Below are 15,434 nucleotides of genomic sequence, written 5' to 3' on the forward strand. Positions count from 1 at the left end.
AGGCCGCCGACGCCGGCCGGGCGCGGGGTGGGACCGGCTCCGCCGATCAGGAACGCGCCCGGGCAGCGGCACGGGCGATGGCTCGAACGAAGGGAGTGCGCTGGTGATCGCCTCGATCAGGGGGAGGGTGGCCGAGATCGGTCTGGACCGCTGCGTGGTGGAGGCCGGCGGTGTCGGCGTCCTGGTCCATGCGACGCCGGCCGCGCTCGCGGGCCTGCGGCGGGGAGACGAGGGGACCCTGCACACCGAGTTGGTGGTGCGCGAGGACTCCCTGACCCTCTACGGCTTCGATTCTGTCGATGCGCGTCGCCTCTTCTCGACGGTCCAGACGGTCTCGGGCGTCGGCCCGCGTCTGGCTCTGGCCATCCTGGCCACTCTCGAACCCGAGCAGCTGGTGAGAGCGCTGGGGACCGAGGACGTCAAGGCGCTCACGCGGGTTCCCGGGGTGGGCAAGCGCACCGCCGAGCGGATGGTGCTCGAACTCAAGGACAAGGTCGGCCCGGTGCACGACACCGTGGGCGGCGGCGACGGTCCGGGGATGCCGGGTGGACCGGCGGCGACCGAGGTGGCCGGCGCACTCGAGGGACTGGGCTTCTCCGTCACGGAGGCGGAGAAGGCCGCGACCGCCGTCCTGTCGACCGATCCGGACCTCGGCCCGGCGGAGGCCCTGCGGCTGGCGTTGCGTTCACTCGGTAGGCGCTGATGACGGGGCCGTACGGGCACGGGGACGAGGAGCCGTTCACGCCGGGGGCCGGTGACGGGGCGGAGGCCGAGTTGTCCGCGGCGTCGACCCCGTTCGACTCCGATGTCGAGGGCGCCCTGCGCCCGCGGAACCTGGGTGAGTTCATCGGGCAGGAGACTGTCCGCGAGCAGCTCGAGCTGGTGCTCACCGCGGCGACCCGTCGTGGTGTGGTCCCGGACCACCTGCTGTTCTCCGGGCCTCCGGGCCTGGGGAAGACCAGCCTCGCCATGATCGTGGCGGCCGAGCTCGGCGGGTCGCTCCGCATCACCTCCGGGCCCGCTCTCGAGCGGCCGGGGGATCTCGCCGCCATGCTCTCCAACCTCATCGAGGGTGACGTCCTGTTCATCGACGAGATCCACCGCATCGCGCGCCCGGCGGAGGAGATGCTGTACCTCGCGATGGAGGACTTCCGGATCGACATCATGGTGGGCAAGGGTCCGGGGGCCACCTCGATTCCCCTCGAGATCGCCCCGTTCACCCTGGTCGGGGCCACCACGCGGTCCGGAGCGCTCACCGGGCCGTTGCGGGATCGGTTCGGGTTCACCGCGCACATGGACTTCTACTCGGACGCGGACCTGGCGAGAATCGTGTCCCGGGCGGCCGAGATCCTCGAGATCCCCGTGGAGCCGGAGGCGGCGACGGAGATCGCCGGGCGGTCCCGCGGGACGCCCCGGATAGCCAACCGCCTGCTCCGTCGCGTGCGGGACTACGCGGAGGTCCGGGCGGACGGGCGGGTCACGGTCCCCGTCGCGCGCGCGGCACTCCGCGTCTACGAGGTCGACGAGTTGGGCCTGGACCGGCTCGACCGTGCGGTCCTGCGGGCGCTGCTGGTCCAGCACGAGGGCGGGCCCGTCGGTCTGAGCACGCTCGCGGTGGCCGTGGGGGAGGAGTCGAGCACCCTGGAGGAGGTCTGCGAACCGTTCCTCGTCCGTGCGGGGTTGCTCGCGCGCACCCCCCGGGGACGCGTGGCCACCGCGGCGGCATGGGAGCACCTGGGGCTGCGCCGCGCGAATCGCGACCCGGAGGAACCGATGCTCCCGGTCGAGACCGAGACGGGACCCGGCCCGCGCGGGTGACCACGGAGGTGGCATCCTCGAACGGGACCGGTCCGCCGCCCGGACCCGACACCTTCGGACCCCGACTCGACGGGTCCCGAACCGAGAGGACGCCGCATGGGACTGGAACTACTGCTGCCCGTCATGATCCTGGCGCTCATCGCGCTGATGTTCTTCCAGAGTTCCAAGCAGCGGAAGGCGATGAAGGACCTGCAGGAGATGCAGGCCTCCCTCGCGGTCGGCGATCAGGTGCTCACCACCTCGGGTCTGCACGCGACCGTGGTGTCGGTGGCCGAGGAGAGCCTGGTCCTGGAGATCGCCCCCGGCGTCCGGACGCAGTGGGACCGCAGGGTGATCCGCGAGAAGCTCGACCCCGGTACCTCCCCCGGGTCGGCCGCGGGGACGGACGGCGCTGGTTCCTGACGACCGCCTACCGGCGAGTAGTGTGATGGGGCCGTCCAGCCGGAGGCCTCTGCTGAAGACCGAGAGAGATCACCTGTGTCACCAGTCCGTTCTCGACGCGTAGATGCCCGCCCCAGGCCGTGGGCTCTGCTATCCGTCTTCTCCCTGGTGTTTTTCGTCCTCTTCCTCGCCGCATTCGCCGTGGCCGAGAAGGGACTGACGCCCAAGCTCGGGATCGACCTGCAGGGCGGCACGCGGGTCACGTTGATCCCGATCGGTCAGCCGGATGAGCAGGACCTGCGCCTGGCCCAGGACATCATCCGTGATCGCGTCGACGGGCTCGGTGTGGCCGGGACCTCGGTGGTCATTGAGGGAAGCAACATCGTCCTCACGGTTCCCGGCGAGGACTCGAGCCAGGCCCGTGACCTCGGGACCACCTCACAGTTGACGATCCGCCCCGTCCTCGAGGTCCAGCCGGTCGCCGAGGGGGACGTCGAACCCGTCGACGCCGCGGTCGGTGACCGCGATGCGGTCGCCCGCGCGGTGGAGGAGGCCCTGGAGGTCCGTCAGGGCGATCCCCAGGAGCTGTCCCAGCGCCTCCCGGAGTTCCGGTGCCCCGAGAGGGAAATCACCGCGGGCTTCGAGGACCAGGCGCAGGCGTTGATCGCGTGCGGCGAGGGGGCCAAGTACGTACTCGGCCCCGTACCGTTGCTTGTCGGTGAACCGGAGGACGGGGAGCGCCTCGACGGCCAGCAGATCGTCAAGGACTCGGTGTCATCGGGAATTAATCAGCGATCTGGTCGAAATGAAGTATCGTTTCGCTTCCTTGCTGGGCCCGGGCAAGAGGGATCTGCAACATGGACGCGTCTGACTCAAGAGAACCTCAACAGGCAAATCGCAATGATTCTTGACGGTCAGGTTATAAGTGCGCCAGTTGTCGAGGGAGTCACTCCAGTAGGAGGTACAACGTCGATTTCGGGCCAGTTCACAATGGACGAGGCCGCGGCGCTCGCCGCGAACCTCCGATACGGGGCCCTGCCGATCTCCTTCGAGGACCCGAACGTCGACAACGTGCCCGCCTCGTTGGGCCTGGCCTCCCTCGAGGCCGGTCTGCTCGCCGGCGCGATCGGTTTCCTGCTGGTGCTGCTGTACACGGTCCTGTACTACCGGCTGCTCGGCGTGATCGCGTTCCTCTCCCTGGCCATCTCTTTCCTGATCACCTACGTGATGCTCGTGTTCCTCGGGTACACGGTGGACTACAGCCTCGACCTGGCCGGTGTGGCGGGCCTGATCATCGGTATCGGTATGACCGCGGACTCCTACGTCGTCTTCTTCGAGAGGATCAAGGACGAACTCCGCGACGGACACCGGTTCAGATCCTCGGTACCCAGGGCGTGGAAGAGCGCCAGTCGCACCATCATCACCGGCAACGTGGTGAGTCTGATCGGCGCAGTGGTGCTGTACCTCCTGGCCACCGGTGAGGTGCGCGGTTTCGCCTTCACCCTGGCACTGAGCACCGTCATGGACGTCCTCGTGGCCTTCACCGTGCTGTGGCCGCTGGTCTACCTGGCCTCCACGAAGCCGTTGTTCACCAAGCCATGGGCCAACGGCCTCGGGCGGATGGAGGCCCTGCGGGTCGACTCCGCCGAGCGCCGCCGCCTCGAGCAGGAAGCCGAGAAGGACGGACCAGATTCGGAGTCCGGCGGGACCCGAGGCGTGTCGGCGACGGTGCGCGGTCCGGACGGGCCGCCCTCGGAACCGGGGCCGGCAACCCCGGGCGTGTCGATGATCCTGCCGCGCCGCGACGACTCCGAGGAGGAGGGCCGATGAGCGCCCCGGGAACGATCGACACCACTGACACCACTGGACCCGACCAGCCGGAGAGTCTGTTCAACCGCCTCTACACCGGCACCGGCGCGTTCCCCATCGTCCAGAAGCGCCGACTGTACTTCGTCCTCACCGGCGTCATCGTCGCGATCTGCCTGGCGAGCATCATCTTCCGAGGGTTCACCTTCGGGATCGACTTCACCGGCGGCACCAAGTTGACGATGCCGGCGGGGGATGCGGACACCGGCCGGGTGGCCGTCGTCGTCGAGGAGACGATCGGTCAGGAGCCCCAGACGGTCCAGGTCGTCGGCGCCGGGGCCGCGCGCATCGTCGAGGTGGAGACCGGATTCCTCACCAGTGACGAGATCTACGCGACCAAGCTCGCACTCCTCGAGGAGTTCCAGCCCGTCGCGGCGAGTGGCGAGGTCTCGATCGAGGCGATCGGGGATTCGGCACGAAGCGAGAGCTGGGGCGGGCAGGTCACCGAGAAGGCGATCATCGCCCTCGCGGTGTTCATCGTGATCGTGTTCGGGTACATGGCGCTGCGCTTCGAGTGGCGCATGTCGGTCGCCGGCGTGGTCGCGCTGTTCTTCGACGTCATCACCACTGCGGGGATCTACTCGCTCCTGGGATTCGAGGTCTCACCCGCGACGATCATCGGCCTGCTCACCATCCTCGGGTTCTCCCTCTACGACACGGTCATCGTGTTCGACAAGGTGGAGGAGAACACCCGCGGAGCCAAACACTCCTCCAGCAGCACCTATGCGGAGGAGGCCAACCTGGCCGTCAACCAGACGCTCATGCGATCAATCCACACCACCATCATCGGCATCCTGCCGCTGCTGGCCCTACTCGTGATCGCGGTGTGGATCCTCGGGGTGGGCACGCTGCTGGACCTGGCCATCGTCCAGGTGGTCGGGATCATCACGGGGACGTTCTCGTCGATCTTCCTCGCGACACCGCTGCTGGTGCTCCTCAAGGAACACGACCCTGACACCAAGCGCCAGACCGCCAAGGTCCTGGCCCGCCGGGAGAAGGTCGGGGCCACCGCATGACGGACCCCACGGCCACAGAGGTGTCGCCGGCCATCGTCACCGCCGTCGAGAGACTGATGCGCAGGGTCGAGGACTTCCCGGCGGCCGGGGTCCAGTTCTGCGACCTCACACCGGTCCTGGCCGATCCCGAGGGATTCGACGCCGTGGTGGCGGGGCTCGTCGCGGGCCACGAGATCGGCTCGGTGGACTACGTGGCCGGGTTGGACGCCCGGGGCTTCCTGCTCGCCGGCGCGGTCGCGGTGCGGCTGCACACCGGGGTGCTGGCCATCCGCAAGGCGGGAAAGCTCCCACCGCCCGTGCACTCACGCTCGTACGAACTCGAGTACGGGGCGGCAACGTTGGAGCTCCCCGCCGACGGCCTCGACCTCCGCGGGAAGCGGGTGCTCGTGGTGGACGACGTCCTGGCCACGGGAGGCACCCTCGGCGCGGCCGTCGGTCTGCTCGATGACTGCGGCGCGGTGGTGGCGGGGCTGTCCGTGGTGCTCGAGGTCCCCGGCCTCGGGGGTAGGGATAGACTGGCCGGCACACCGCTGACCTGCCTCACGGTCGCGTGACCACCGCCCGTCGTTGACGGATCGGACCCGGAGGGAGGAGCCGGCATGACCAATCGGCAGGATCCCGCCGCGAATGTCGGCGCCGGCCCGCAGCCCGTGCCCGCGGAGCAGCCCCAACCCAACACGCAACCCCTCCCGGTGATCCCGGGTGCGCGGCCATCGGCCGGCCGGCGCGTCCGGGCCAGATGGGCGCGCCGCCTCACCTCCGGGTTGACGGTGACGTCCACGCCCGCCGTCCTCGAACCCCTGGTCCGTGTGCATCGGATCCACCACGCCAAGGCCGACGTGGGGCTGCTCGCCCGTGCCTATGCGCTGGCCGAACGCCAGCACGAAGGCGTGTTCCGCAAGTCAGGCGACCCCTACATCACCCATCCACTGGCGGTCGCGACCATCTGCGCCGAGATGGGCATGGACACCACCACCCTCGTGGCGGCGCTGCTGCACGACACCGTGGAGGACACCGACTACTCCCTCGAGTCCCTCGCCTCGGATTTCGGGGACGAGGTGGGGCACCTGGTCAACGGTGTCACCAAACTGGACAAGGTCGACTTCGGCGAGGCGGCCGAGGCGGAGACCATCCGCAAGATGATCATCGCGATGGCGCATGACCCGCGGGTCCTGGTGATCAAGGTCGCCGACCGTCTGCACAACATGCGCACCATGCGCTTCCTGCCTCCGGAGAAGCAGGTCAAGAAGGCACGCGAGACCCTCGAGGTGATCGCGCCGTTGGCCCACCGCCTCGGCATGGCCACCGTGAAGTGGGAACTCGAGGACCTGGCCTTCGCCATCCTGGAACCCAAGAAGTACCAGGAGATCGTGCGACTGGTCGCCGACCGGGCGCCCAGTCGGGACGTGTACCTGGGCACGGTGATCAACCGGGTCAGGGCCGAGCTGGAGAACGCCCACATCCAGGCCCGGGTCGAGGGCCGCCCCAAGCACTACTGGTCGATCTACCAGAAGATGATCGTCCGGGGACGCGAGTTCGACGAGATCCACGACCTGGTGGGCATCCGCGTGCTGTGCGAGGACGTGCGGGACTGTTACGCCGCGATCGGCGTGGTGCACTCCACGTGGAAGCCCATGCCGGGGAGGTTCAAGGACTACATCGCGCAGCCGAGGTTCGGCGTCTACCGCTCGCTCCACACCACCGTGATCGGGCCCGACGGCAAGCCGTTGGAGATCCAGATCCGGACCCACGAGATGCACCGCAACGCCGAGTACGGGATCGCGGCGCACTGGCGGTACAAGGAGACCCGCGGCAAGCACCACGGAGACCCCGCCGAGGTGGACGAGATGGCGTGGATGCGCCAACTGCTGAGCTGGCAGCGTGAAGCCGCCGACCCGGGCGAGTTCCTCGACTCCCTGCGGTTCGAGATGACCAGCAAGGAGATCTTCGTCTTCACGCCGAAGGGCGACGTGATCAACCTGCCCGTCGGCGCGACCCCCGTGGACTTCGCCTACGCCGTCCACACGGAGGTCGGCCACCGGTGCATCGGCGCGCGCGTCAACGGCAAGCTCGTGGCGCTCGAGAAGCCGCTGGAGAACGGCGAGGTCGTCGAGGTCTTCACCTCCAAGGACCCCAACGCGGGCCCCAGCCTGGACTGGCAGAAGTTCGTCGTGTCCGGCAGGGCCAAGAGTTCGATCCGCCAGTGGTTCGCCAAGGAGCGGCGCGAGGAGGCTCTCGAACGCGGAAAGGACCTCATCACCCGGGAGGTACGGCGCGGGGGGGTACCCGTCCACCGGGTCTTCTCCAACGAGTCACTCGCCGGTGTCGCACGGGAGCTGGGGTTCGCCGACGTCACCGCGCTCTACACGGCGATCGGGGAGAACCACGTCTCCGCCAAGCAGATCGTGGGTCGGCTCGTCGCCGCCCACGGGGGCGCCGACGAGGTCACCGAGGAGCTGGCGGACCGCTCGCGGGACAAGAACATCACCTCGAACCGGCCCGCGCCGGCGGGTCCCGGGATCCTCGTGGGCGGGGTCAAGGACGTGCACGCCAAACTCGCCCGCTGCTGCATGCCGGTGCCCGGCGACGAGGTCCTCGGGTTCATCACCCGCGGCGGCACGGTGAGCGTCCACCGCACCGACTGCACCAACGCCTCCGACCTGCACCGCGAGCCCGAGCGCCTGGTCAAGGTCGAATGGGCACCCCAGCCGGGTGCGGTGTTCCTGGTGGCGATCCAGGTGGAGGCGCTCGACAGACACCGGCTCCTGTCGGACGTGACCAAGGTGCTGGCGGACGAGAAGGTCAACATCCTGTCCGCGTCCGTCCAGACGGCGGGGGACGATCGGGTGGCGATCTCGCGGTTCACCTTCGAGATGGCCGACCCCAAACACCTCGGACACGTCCTGCAGACGGTCCGAGGTGTCGAGGGGGTCTTCGACGTCAACCGGATGACGTCGAACTGAGCCGGATGTCCCGGCCCCCGGGCCTCACCTCTCGGGGAGCCCCGACTGGGCGTCGACGACCACGGTCTCGATCGTGACGGGGCGCCGCGGGACCTGGTTGTCCCGGTCGGTCGGGTCATCGCTCCTCACACCGGTCTCGGCGATGTCGTCGAGGACCTCGAGGCCCGAGTCCCCGACCGTTCCCATGACGGTGTACTCCGGCGGGAGTGCGGAGTCCTCGTACACCAGGAAGAACTGGCTCCCGGCGCTGTCGGGGGCCTGCGACTTGGCCATGGCGACGGTGCCACGGGGGTAGATGGCGGCGCCCGAACCGTCGTCGGCGAGCTCGAGGGTATCCGCGGCGGGCGGCTCGTCGACCACGGAGTAGCCGGGACCGGACAGGCCGGTCCCCGTGGGGTCACCGCACTGGAGGACCGACAGACCGGGCTCCTCCTCCGAGACGGTCAGGCGGTGGCACTCGGTGTCGTCGAAGTACCGCTGCTCGGCCAGGTGGACGAAGCTGGCGACATTGCAGGGGGCGCCGGACCGATCGAGCGTGATCGGGATCTCACCGCGGTCGGTGGTGATGGTGATCTCCGCCAGGCCCTGCCTGGCCTGGTCGCCCGACGGCGGCTCGGCGTCACGCTTGGTGTCGTTGACGGTCTCGACCTGCGCGTTGAACTCCTCGACCTCCGCCACCACCTCGGCGCCCTGATCCTCGAACTCCGCGGGGTCGAGCGGCTCGGGGGTCTCGGTGTCGGTGGGGTACTCGCAGGTCAGCCAGTTGGCGGCGTATTCCTCCGCGCGCTTGCGGTCGTAGTTGATCCATGCGACCACCCCGACGATCCCCAGCAGGACCGCGACGACGACCGACGCCGCGACGATCTTGAGTTGCTTCTCACGGCGGGCCTGCGCCTCCATCTGCTCGCGCAGGCGTTGACGCGCCTCTGCTCGGCGTTCCTGGTTGGTGGACACTGACCCTCCTGGGTACCTGGACTAGGCTGGAACAGTCGGCTGACGCCGCGGTGGGGACTCACAGAGCAGACCACAGCGCTCCAGCCCAGGGGTCTTGTCTACCAGGTCGGGCCGAGACGGCTGAACACCACTCCGGTGTACCGCCCAGTCGGACCGGCAGTTCGCGACGGACGTCGTGGGCGATCGAGAAAAGGAGTACAGGACGTGCAGATCATCGGGTTCCCAGCCGGGATGTTCCAGACCAACTGCTACATCGTGTCCGACGCCGCGGGGGACTGCGTGATCGTCGACCCGGGCCAGGACGCCGAGGACCAGGTGCGCAGGCAGGTCTCCGAGGCGGGCTTGAAGCCCCGGGCGGTACTGCTGACCCACGGCCACCTGGACCACATCTGGAACGCCCAGCAGGTCGCGGACCACTACGGCGTGCCGGCGTACATCCACCCGGAGGACCGTGTCATGCTCTCGGATCCGGGTCAGGGGCTGTCGCTCGATCTGTCCGCGATGCTCAAGGACATCACCTTCACGGAGCCGGCGGAGGTCATCGAGGTCTTCGACGGTGACACGCTGCGCTTCGGGACGATGACCTTCGACGTGGACCACGTGCCCGGACACAGCCCGGGGTCGGTGTCCTTCCGAATCGTCGTCGACACCGAGGAGGGCCGGCGAACGGTCGTGCTCGGGGGCGATGTGCTGTTCCAGGACGGGGTCGGCCGTACCGACCTGCCCGCGGGCGACACCGATGTGCTCATGCAGTCGATCGCCAAGAAGTTCCTCACGCTGGACGACGACGCGGTGGTGCTCCCCGGGCACGGACCCTCGACCACCGTCGGCCGGGAACGGCGGTCCAACCCGTTCCTGCGTGACCTCTAGAACCCCCTCCCCGAACCACCCACCGAGAGACGCAAGGACCCACCACACGTGACCGGCACCCAGAAGAAAACCGCGCTCAAGGCACCGAAGGGGGTGCCCGACTACGTCCCCCCGACCTCCGCCGCGTTCGTCGCGGTCCGGGATGCGATCACCACCGCCGCCCGGCGGGCGGGCTACGGGCACATCGAGCTGCCGATCTTCGAGGACACGGCGTTGTTCGCCCGTGGGGTGGGGGAGTCCACCGACGTCGTCTCCAAGGAGATGTACTCGTTCGAAGACCGTGGCGGACGGAGCGTCACCCTCCGGCCCGAGGGGACCGCCGGCGTGATGCGTTCGGTCATCGAGAACGGCCTGGACCGCGGTCAGCTGCCCGTCAAGCTCTGCTACGCCGGCCCGTTCTTCCGCTACGAGCGTCCCCAGGCCGGCCGGTACCGGCAGTTGCAGCAGGTCGGTATCGAGGCGATCGGGATCGACGACCCCGCCCTCGACGCCGAGGTGATCGCGGTGGCGGACGAGGCCTTCCGGTCCCTCGGGTTGACCGGGTTCCGGCTGGAGCTCACCTCGCTCGGGGACGACTCATGCCGGCCCGCCTACCGGGAACGGCTGCAGGCGTTCCTCGCCGGGTTGGACCTCGACGAGGCCACGCGGGAACGCGCACGGGTCAACCCGCTGCGCGTCCTCGACGACAAGCGCCCGGAGGTCCGCGCGCAGCTCTCGGGCGCCCCGCTGATGATCGACCACCTGTCCGAGGAGAGCGCCGCGCACTTCGCCGAGGTCAGGTCACACCTCGACGCCCTCGGCGTGGCCTACGAGGTCAATCCCCGGATGGTCCGAGGCCTGGACTACTACACCAAGACCACGTTCGAGTTCGTCCACGACGGACTCGGCGCCCAGTCCGGGATCGGCGGTGGCGGGCGCTACGACGGACTGATGGAGCAGCTCGGGGGACAGGCATTGTCCGGGATCGGATTCGGTATCGGCGTCGATCGCACCATGCTCGCGCTGCAGGCGGAGGGGATCGACCACGCCTCGGGCGGCCGGGTGGACGTGTACGGCGTCGCTCTCGGCGCGCCGGCCAGGGCCGCGCTGGTGCCCGTGCTGGCCGAGTTCCGTCGCGCCGGTCTGCGCGCGGACATGGCCTACGGCGACCGCGGTATGAAGGGCGCGTTCAAGGCCGCCGACCGGTCGGGGGCCGCCGTCACCCTCGTCGTGGGCGAGAACGAGCTGGCGTCGGGCACCGTCGTGGTCAAGACGATGTCCACTGGTGAGCAGACCCCGGTCCCGCTGGACTCGGTCGTGCCCCACGTCACCGGTCTCGTCACTCCCTGATCCGCCCCCGCGGGATCACACCCGCGCGCCGAAGGTGTCGCAGGCCTCCACGGACCCCTGGTCGTACCCGGTCAGGAACCACTGGCGCCGCATCTCCGACGAGCCGTGGGTCCACGAGTCGGGGTCGACCCGGGCGCCGCCGGACCGCTGGATGTGGTCGTCCCCGATCGCCTCGGCGGTCTGGATGATCGCGTCGACGTCGCGCGGGGTCAGGCTCTCCAGCAGTGGCTCCCCGCCGTCGGGACCGGGGGTCGAGGTGGCGTAGTGGGCCCACAGCCCGGCGTAGCAGTCGGCCTGGAGCTCGACCCGGACCGCGCCCGAGGACGCGCCCTGCGGATCCTGCTGGGATCGGCGGATGTCACCGAGCATCGTCTGCAGATGGTGCCCGAACTCGTGCGCGACGACGTACATCTGGGCCGCGCCGGCGGGTGAGCCCCCGAGCCGACCGACCAGGACCTCGTCGAAGAAGGCCGGGTCGATGTAGACGTCCTGGTCCGCCGGGCAGTAGAACGGCCCGACGTCGGAGGAGGCCGCGCCGCAGGCGGTGTCGACGTCGCCGGTGAAGATGGTGGTGTGTGGCTGGACCCACCGCAGCCCGACCTGGTCGGGGAGTTGGGTGCCCCAGACGTCCTCGAGGCTCTCCGTGGTGGCGACGATCCGGCAGACCGTATCCGTGTTGGCCTGCCGGAGGTCGCACTGGTCGATGTGGGTCTGGAACCGCTGCGCCGAGTCGGACTGCCGGCCGCCGGTGTCGCCGCTCTCCAGACCGAGCTGCCCCGGATCGACGCCCAGGAACAGCGCGACCAGGACGATGGCGAGACCGCCCACGCCCCCGCCGACCGCCATCCCGCGCCGGCCCCCTCGCCCGCCGCGGCCCCCGCCGGAGACCCCACTGGTGTCCAGGCTCCCGCCCTGCCGGAACGTCATGTCCGCCGCCCTTCGTCCCCGTCGGTCGCCGGTCCAGCCCGGCTCGCGCCCCTCCGCGGTCGAGGGACACTGTATTGGCAGCCGAGTCGCTGTCGCAGCCGACACCGGGAACCGACGCCGGTGGACGTAGACTGTGCCCCGTCAGAGCCCGGGACAGACCGCCGTCCAGATCGCGGTGGGTCCGACGGTCGCTCGCAGACCACCAGAAGTCTCCCGATGAAAGGACCACCGCAGTGCTGCGCACCCATTCCGCCGGCCAACTCCGAGCCGCCGACGCGGGGGACACCGTCACCCTGGCCGGCTGGGTCGCGCGCCGCCGGGATCACGGCGGGGTCATCTTCGTCGACCTCCGCGACTCCACCGGTGTGTGTCAGGTGGTGTTCCGCTCCGAGGAGATCGCCGAGCGTGCGCACCGTCTGCGCAACGAGTTCTGCGTCTCCGTCACCGGCGTCGTGGACCGCCGCCCCGAGGGGTCGGAGAACCCGAACCTCGCCTCGGGTGAGGTCGAGGTCGACGTGGTCTCGTTCGAGGTGCTCGGTGAGTCCGCGGCCCTGCCGTTCCAGCTCGACGACGAGGTGGGTGAGGAGGCGCGCCTCCGTCACCGGTACCTCGACCTCCGTCGCGAGGGGCCCGGGTCCGCGCTACGGCTGCGGTCGAAGGTCAACTCCGCCGCCCGGGGCGTCATGGCCCGCCACGACTTCGTGGAGATCGAGACCCCGACGCTGACCCGGTCGACCCCCGAGGGTGCGCGCGACTTCCTGGTCCCCGCGCGGCTCCAGCCGGGCACCTTCTACGCCCTCCCGCAGTCTCCCCAGCTGTTCAAGCAGCTCCTCATGGTGGCCGGGATGGAGAAGTACTACCAGATCGCCCGCTGCTACCGGGACGAGGATTTCCGCGCGGACCGGCAACCGGAGTTCACCCAGTTGGACGTGGAGATGAGCTTCGTCGACCAGGACGACGTCATCGCGATCGCCGAGGAGATCCTCACCGAGGTGTGGGCCACCGCCGGTTACCGGATCACCACGCCGATCCCGCGCATGACCTATGACGAGGCGATGCGTCGCTTCGGTTCGGACAAGCCGGACCTGCGGTTCGACATCGAGCTGGTCGAGTGCACCGAGTTCTTCGCCGAGACACCGTTCCGGGTGTTCAAGGCTCCCTATGTCGGCGCGGTGGTCATGAAGGGCGGGGCGTCGCAGCCCCGGCGTCAGCTCGACGCGTGGCAGGAGTGGGCCAAGCAGCGCGGGGCAAAGGGCCTGGCCTACATCCTCGTCGGCCAGGACGGCGAGCTCGGCGGCCCCGTGGCCAAGAACTTGTCGGAGGCGGAGCGCGCCGGGATCGCCGCGCACGTCGGCGCGGAGCCAGGTGACTGCATCTTCTTCGGCGCCGGAGGGGTCAAGTCCACCCGTGCGCTCCTCGGTGCGGCCCGCGGTGAGATCGCGGACAAGCTCGGACTGATCGACCCGGAGGCGTGGGCGTTCACCTGGGTGGTCGACGCGCCCATGTTCGAGCCCGCCGACGACGCCACGGCCGCCGGTGACGTGGCGGTGGGCTCGGGGGCGTGGACCGCCGTGCACCACGCGTTCACCTCCCCCAAGCCGGAGCACCTGGACACCTTCGACACCGACCCGGGTTCGGCCCTGGCGTACGCCTACGACATCGTGTGCAACGGCAACGAGATCGGCGGCGGGTCCATCCGCATCCACCGCAAGGACGTCCAGGAGCGGGTGTTCGGAGTCATGGGAATCTCGCAGGAGGAGGCGCAGGAGAAGTTCGGCTTCCTCCTCGACGCCTTCTCCTACGGCGCGCCGCCGCACGGCGGCATCGCGTTCGGGTGGGACCGCATCTGTGCGCTGCTGGCCCGCACCGATTCCATCCGCGACGTCATCGCCTTCCCGAAGTCCGGCGGCGGTGTCGACCCGCTCACCGACGCTCCCGCGCCCATCACCACGCAGCAGCGCAAGGAGTCGGGAATCGACGCCAAGCCCGTGACCCGCGGTCAGGGGACCCAGGCGGAGCCCGCGTCAGCCGGGTAGCCGCCCGACCAGCCGCCTCGGCCTCAGAGGTGGAACGCCTCGAGCGCCGGGCGGCCGTCCATCCCCGCGTGGTCCAGGCCGAACAGCCGGGCGACGGTCGGTGCCACGTCGAGTGTGCGGACCGGGCGGTCGACGGTGCCGCCCCGACGCACGATCCGGTGCCCGCCGCCGACGAAGAACGGGATCCCCAGGGTGACCTCGTGCCCGTGGTTGCCGGGGATCGGGTTGGAGAACGGGGTGGGGTCGGAGAAGCGCCATCCGGGATGGCACGTGGCCACCAGGTCACCGCCGAGTCGACCCAGCGAGAGCTCGGCCGGATCGTAGAGTCGGTTGACCCCCGGCAGCGCGCCCACGACCTCACGCAGTCGCCGCAGCGAGGCGTCGCGCTCGTGAGCGGGACCGAGGTAGGCGAACGTGTCCGCCCCGCCGTTCTGGGCGATCCCGAAGCGCCCACGGATCGCGGCGTCCGCCTCGATCGCACCAGCCGCGCTGATCAGTCTCAGCGGCTCCGACCAGTCCATCCCGTGATCGGCCAGGACGATGACCACCGAGCGCTCCCAGCGGCCGGTCGAGCGGAGGAACTGCTCGAGGTCCCAGAGCTTGTGGTCGGAGTTGGCGACCGCCTGGTTGCGCGCCAGGCGGAGTGAGGTCCCGGACAGGTCCATGTGTCCGAAGCGGTCCATGTCGCCGAGGTTGACGAAGGTCATCCGGGGGGCGTGGTCGGTGATGGTCTGCTTGAGGGCCTCGATGGTGAACCAGTCGAGGGAGTGGTCGGTGATGGGGACGAGCGGGAACGGCGCCCACTGGACGCTCGCGCGCCCGCCGAACAGTCCGTGGAGGTAGTCCTTGCTCAGGACACTCGCGGTGGTCAGGCCCGCCTCGGTGCGGATCCGGTCGAGCACGGTCGGCGCCCGGAGATCGTCAGGCCGGTCGAGCGTCCTGTCGGTGCCGGCGGCGTGGTCCCAGATCGAGTTGGCGGGAACCCCGTTGCGCTCGGGCAGGACCCCGGTGACCATCGCCGCGTGATTGGGGAGCGTCTCGGCGATCATCACCGACGACGCGTCGGTGAACCTGGTCCCCTCCGAGGCCCACCGGTGCAGGGTGGGGGCCTGCACGGGGTTGAGTTCGTCGGGCCGCATCCCGTCGGTGACGAGAACGTAGACGTCGAGGTCGTCGGCGACCGGTCGCGTGGGGTTGGCCCAGACCGGAGCGGGGTCGGCGAGCAGGGTGACCCCCACCGCGCCCGCGGCGGCGACCACGCCGGCCCCGGCCAG

13 protein-coding genes are annotated in these 15,434 nt (G+C 69.7%); 10 read left to right on the forward strand and 3 right to left on the reverse strand.

The genetic code is table 11. The features are described 5' to 3' along the window. The first annotated feature begins 103 nt into the window (after positions 1-103). The 7 genes from ruvA to G6021_RS03440 all read left to right on the forward strand — a co-directional run bounded on the left by ruvA (position 104) and on the right by G6021_RS03440 (position 8,044). Positions 104-703 (forward strand): Holliday junction branch migration protein RuvA, encoded by a 600-nt coding sequence (ruvA, locus tag G6021_RS03410; protein ID WP_179525377.1) that lies wholly within the window; start codon positions 104-106, stop codon positions 701-703. Beyond that, positions 703-1,818, forward strand: coding sequence for a Holliday junction branch migration DNA helicase RuvB (gene ruvB / locus G6021_RS03415; protein WP_206682188.1), 1,116 nt, complete (start codon positions 703-705; stop codon positions 1,816-1,818). Before ruvA ends, ruvB begins: the two co-directional genes overlap by 1 nt. 96 nt (positions 1,819-1,914) lie before the next feature. Next, entirely contained in the window at positions 1,915-2,220 is a 306-nt protein-coding gene (gene yajC / locus G6021_RS03420) for a preprotein translocase subunit YajC (protein ID WP_179525376.1), read from the forward strand. Positions 2,221-2,367: 147 nt separating this feature from the next. Then, the gene (secD, locus tag G6021_RS03425; RefSeq protein ID WP_182609392.1) at positions 2,368-4,029 is read left to right on the forward strand and encodes a protein translocase subunit SecD; all 1,662 of its coding nucleotides are present in this window, start codon (positions 2,368-2,370) and stop codon (positions 4,027-4,029) included. Further along, complete coding sequence (gene secF, locus G6021_RS03430) at positions 4,026-5,081, forward strand: protein translocase subunit SecF (protein ID WP_182640662.1); 1,056 nt, start codon at positions 4,026-4,028, stop codon at positions 5,079-5,081. The genes secD and secF overlap by 4 nt, the downstream gene beginning before the upstream one ends. After that, positions 5,078-5,635 carry an adenine phosphoribosyltransferase gene (locus G6021_RS03435; protein WP_182640663.1) on the forward strand — a complete coding sequence of 186 codons (558 nt, stop codon included), beginning with the start codon at positions 5,078-5,080 and terminating at the stop codon, positions 5,633-5,635. Before secF ends, G6021_RS03435 begins: the two co-directional genes overlap by 4 nt. A 45-nt stretch (positions 5,636-5,680) precedes the next feature. After that, positions 5,681-8,044: a bifunctional (p)ppGpp synthetase/guanosine-3',5'-bis(diphosphate) 3'-pyrophosphohydrolase gene (locus G6021_RS03440; RefSeq protein ID WP_182640664.1), complete on the forward strand. Its 2,364-nt coding sequence runs from the start codon at positions 5,681-5,683 to the stop codon at positions 8,042-8,044. 24 nt (positions 8,045-8,068) lie between these two features. Here the strand turns inward: G6021_RS03440 and G6021_RS03445 are convergent, their stop codons facing one another. Beyond that, complete coding sequence (locus G6021_RS03445; protein WP_182609388.1) at positions 8,069-8,998, reverse strand: peptidylprolyl isomerase; 930 nt, start codon at positions 8,996-8,998, stop codon at positions 8,069-8,071. Between the two features lie 204 nt (positions 8,999-9,202). Between G6021_RS03445 and G6021_RS03450 the strand changes: the two genes are divergently transcribed. Continuing rightward, positions 9,203-9,868, forward strand: a complete 666-nt coding sequence (locus G6021_RS03450) for an MBL fold metallo-hydrolase (RefSeq protein WP_182640665.1) — start codon at positions 9,203-9,205, stop codon at positions 9,866-9,868. A gap of 48 nt (positions 9,869-9,916) precedes the next feature. Further along, complete coding sequence (gene hisS / locus G6021_RS03455; protein WP_179525369.1) at positions 9,917-11,197, forward strand: histidine--tRNA ligase; 1,281 nt, start codon at positions 9,917-9,919, stop codon at positions 11,195-11,197. 15 nt (positions 11,198-11,212) lie between these two features. On the opposite strand, the gene G6021_RS03460 is transcribed toward hisS, so the two are convergent. After that, a complete protein-coding gene (locus tag G6021_RS03460) occupies positions 11,213-12,124 on the reverse strand; it encodes a neutral zinc metallopeptidase (protein WP_182616485.1) in 912 nt (303 codons plus the stop codon). A 233-nt stretch (positions 12,125-12,357) separates the two neighbouring features. Between G6021_RS03460 and aspS the strand changes: the two genes are divergently transcribed. Then, on the forward strand, positions 12,358-14,160 hold the full coding sequence (aspS, locus tag G6021_RS03465) for an aspartate--tRNA ligase (RefSeq protein ID WP_182616487.1): 1,803 nt from the start codon (positions 12,358-12,360) through the stop codon (positions 14,158-14,160). A gap of 23 nt (positions 14,161-14,183) precedes the next feature. On the opposite strand, the gene G6021_RS03470 is transcribed toward aspS, so the two are convergent. After that, a partial coding sequence (locus G6021_RS03470) for an alkaline phosphatase family protein (RefSeq protein ID WP_182640666.1) occupies positions 14,184-15,434 on the reverse strand: 1,251 nt, incomplete at its 5' end.

The organism is Dietzia sp. CW19 (assembly GCF_014145265.1).
Classification (GTDB): Bacteria; Actinomycetota; Actinomycetes; order Mycobacteriales; family Mycobacteriaceae; genus Dietzia; species Dietzia natronolimnaea.